4 protein-coding genes are annotated in these 2,893 nt (G+C 74.1%); 1 reads left to right on the top strand and 3 read right to left on the bottom strand.

What is annotated here, in order from left to right:
- Together ACFV4N_RS42265 and ACFV4N_RS42260 are read right to left on the bottom strand one after the other, a co-directional pair.
- On the bottom strand, positions 1–219 hold a 219-nt coding region (locus ACFV4N_RS42265), incomplete at its 3' end, for a hypothetical protein (RefSeq protein WP_499678323.1).
- 268 nt (positions 220–487) lie between these two features.
- Entirely contained in the window at positions 488–1,678 is a 1,191-nt protein-coding gene (locus tag ACFV4N_RS42260; protein ID WP_499678322.1) for an MFS transporter, read from the bottom strand.
- A gap of 139 nt (positions 1,679–1,817) precedes the next feature.
- Here ACFV4N_RS42260 and ACFV4N_RS42255 point away from each other — a divergent pair, with 139 nt between their 5' ends.
- Positions 1,818–2,279 (top strand): MarR family winged helix-turn-helix transcriptional regulator, encoded by a 462-nt coding sequence (locus ACFV4N_RS42255; protein ID WP_499678321.1) that lies wholly within the window; start codon positions 1,818–1,820, stop codon positions 2,277–2,279.
- A 24-nt stretch (positions 2,280–2,303) separates the two neighbouring features.
- Here the strand turns inward: ACFV4N_RS42255 and ACFV4N_RS42250 are convergent.
- A partial coding sequence (locus ACFV4N_RS42250) for a prolyl oligopeptidase family serine peptidase (RefSeq protein WP_499678320.1) occupies positions 2,304–2,893 on the bottom strand: 590 nt, incomplete at its 5' end.

The following is a 2,893-nucleotide window of genomic DNA, read 5'->3' as shown; positions in this document are numbered from 1 at the left end:
GCCCCCCCGCCGCTCGCTCGCCCCCCGCACCGCGGTGAGGTCGGCCGGGGGTGACGGCGCGCGGCCGGCGGCGGCCCGCGCCCCGGCCGCGAGCGAAGCGAGCAGGAACGTCCTCCTGGTCACGGCGGTCATGGTGTGCTCCTCCTGGGGGGCTGCGGTGCCGGGGACGTCCACCTGGCTGTCGGCGGTGGTGGAGCAGACCGTTCGGGCCAGCCACATGGTACGGACGGCCGATACGGCAGGTCGCCGATCAGTGACGGTGGGTGACGATCTGATCGTTGATCACCGGAACGGTGCACGGCACAGGAAGAGCGGGGTGCGCGATGTGAGGACGGGGGACGGCCGCGACACCGGTCGCGTCGGTGCCGGGAGGCGGCAGAGGTGCTCCCGGAGGGCCGATCCCGGGCCGTGGACGGCCTCGGCCGGGGGACGACTGCGACCCGTTCGGTGGCCGTTTTCCCGCTGTCGGGTGAAAAGGCGACCGACCTCAGCGGGCCGGCGCCGGCACGGCGTCCACCGGCGCGACGACCCGGGCGCGGCGGTCGAGCGCGGCCGCCAGGAACGACAGCAGCAGGGCGCTGCCCGCCAGCAGGGCGCCGACCCAGTTCGGCGCGGTGTAGCCGAGGCCGGCGGAGATCACCAGGCCGCCGAGCCACGCGGCGAGCGCGTTGCCGAGGTTGAAGGCGCCGATGTTCCCGGCGGAGGCCAGCGTGGGGGCCGCGGCGGCCTGGTCGAGCACCCACTTCTGCAGCGGCGGCACGGTCGCGAACCCGAGGGCGCCGATCAGGGTCAGCGTGATCGCGGCGAGGACCCGGTCGTGCGCGGTGAAGGTGAACAGCAGCAGGGCGAGCGCGAGGGCGCCGAGCGAGCCGAACAGCATCGGCATGAGCGCGCGGTCGGCGTACCGGCCGCCCACCAGGTTCCCGGCGAACATGCCGACGCCGAGCAGGACCAGGAGCCAGGTGACCGCGCCGGGGGAGTACCCGGCGACCTCGGTCATCATCGGCGCGATGTAGGTGACGGCGGCGAACACGCCGCCGAAGCCGAGGACCGTCATGCCCATCGCGAGCCACACCTGGGCGTTGCGGAAGGCCGCGAACTCGGTCCGCACGGTCGTCGCGCCACCGGGGCGGCCCAGGTCCGGCACCAGCCGGGCCACGCCCAGCAGGCCGACCACGCCGAGCGCGGCGACGATCGCGAAGGTCACCCGCCAGCCGGCGGACTGGCCGATCATCGTGCCGAGGGGGACGCCGACGACGTTGGCCACGGTCAGGCCCGTGAACATCAGGGAGATGGCGGACGCCTTCTTCTCCGGTGCGACGAGGGAGGCCGCGACCACGGACCCGACGCCGAAGAACGCGCCGTGGGCCAGCGAGGAGACGACCCGGCCGGCGAGCATCACGGCGAACGCGGGCGCGGCGGCGGAGAGCGCGTTGCCGACGATGAACAGCCCCATCAGCGCCATCAGCATCTTCTTGCGGGGCACCCGGGTGCCCAGGACGGTCAGCAGCGGCGCGCCGGCGACCACGCCGAGGGCGTACCCGGTCACCAGCCAGCCCGCGGTGGGGATGGAGACCCCGAAGTCGCCGGCGACCTCGGGCAGCACGCCCATGATCACGAACTCGGTGGTGCCGATCCCGAATGCACCGATGGCCAGGGCCACGAGCGCGAGAGGCATGAGAGGAGCCTTCCAGGAACTTGCGTCAGACGTTTACAGGCGCTGACAATAGTTGCAGACGCGGGCTATGTGCAAACGCGGGTAGTGTCGCTGTGACGTAGGCTTGCGGTGTGCAACCCCTCTCGACGAGGAGGTCGGGATGACCGCCACCGCTCCTCCCATGACGGCGCCGGCCAACGCCTGGTGCGCGCTGTCGGTCCTGCACGGCCGCATCGAGGCGCGGGTGGAGCGCGCGCTCCAGGCCGCCCACGACCTGAGCGTGCGCGAGTACTCCCTGCTGGAGGTGCTCAGCCGCCAGCACAACGGTGAGGGCGGCCACCTCCAGATGCGCCAGGTCGCCGACGCGGTGGTGCTGAGCCAGAGCGCCACCACGCGCCTGGTGACCAGGCTGGAGGAGCGGGGCCTGCTGTCGCGCTACCTGTGCCCCACCGACCGGCGCGGCATCTACACCGACGTCACCGAAGCCGGCGCGGCCCTCCTGGGAGCCGCCCGCCCCACCCACGGCAAGGCGCTCCGCGAAGCCCTCGACGACGCCCGCCGCGACGAGACCCTGCGCCCCCTGGTGGAAGCCGTCGAGGCGCTCGACACCCGGGGCGCGTAAGGCGGTCGCGGTCCGCCGGGCGGGTCAGGGGCGGGGGTCGAGCCCCGTGTGGGCGGCGCAGAAGGCGAGGGCGTCGGCTTCCGCGTCGATCCAGCGGGAAGCGGCGCGCGGACCGTGGCCGACGCCGTCCTCGCAGCGCAGGACGACCGGTTTCCCGCTGGTGGTGGCGTGTTGCAGCGCGGCGGTGAACTTGCGGGTGTGCGCCGCGCCGACGCGGGGGTCGGTCCGGGCGGTGATCATCAGCACCGCCGGGTAGCGGGTGCCGGGCCGCACCCGGTGGTACGGCGAGTAGCCGAGCAGGACGCCCAGGTGGGCGGGGTCCCGGGGGTCGCCGAACTCGGCGAGCCACCACGGGCCGATGCCCAGGTGCGGGTAGCGCACCATGTCGGTCGGCGCGCCGGAGCAGACGGCCGCGGCGTAGAGGCCGTGGTCGCGCGTGATGCCGGTGGCGACCATGAGGCCGCTGTGCGAGGAGCCCTTGACCGCCAACCGGTCGGGGGTGGTGACGCCGCGGTCGATCAGCCACCGGGCCGCCGCGGCGTAGTCGGCGAACGCGTTGGGCTTGTTCACCCCGCTGCCCGCCGCGTGCCAGGCCGGGCCCAGCTCCCCGCCGC

The organism is Actinosynnema sp. NPDC059797 (assembly GCF_042732085.1).
Taxonomy (GTDB): Bacteria; Actinomycetota; Actinomycetes; order Mycobacteriales; family Pseudonocardiaceae; genus Actinosynnema.
This window is presented reverse-complemented; position numbering and strand designations above follow the sequence as displayed.

Coding starts and splice junctions, on each gene's coding strand:
- ACFV4N_RS42255 (WP_499678321.1), top strand. CDS start 1,818: ATGACCGCCACCGCTCCTCCCATGACGGCGCCGGCCAACGCCTGGTGC.
- ACFV4N_RS42260 (WP_499678322.1), bottom strand. CDS start 1,678: ATGCCTCTCGCGCTCGTGGCCCTGGCCATCGGTGCATTCGGGATCGGC.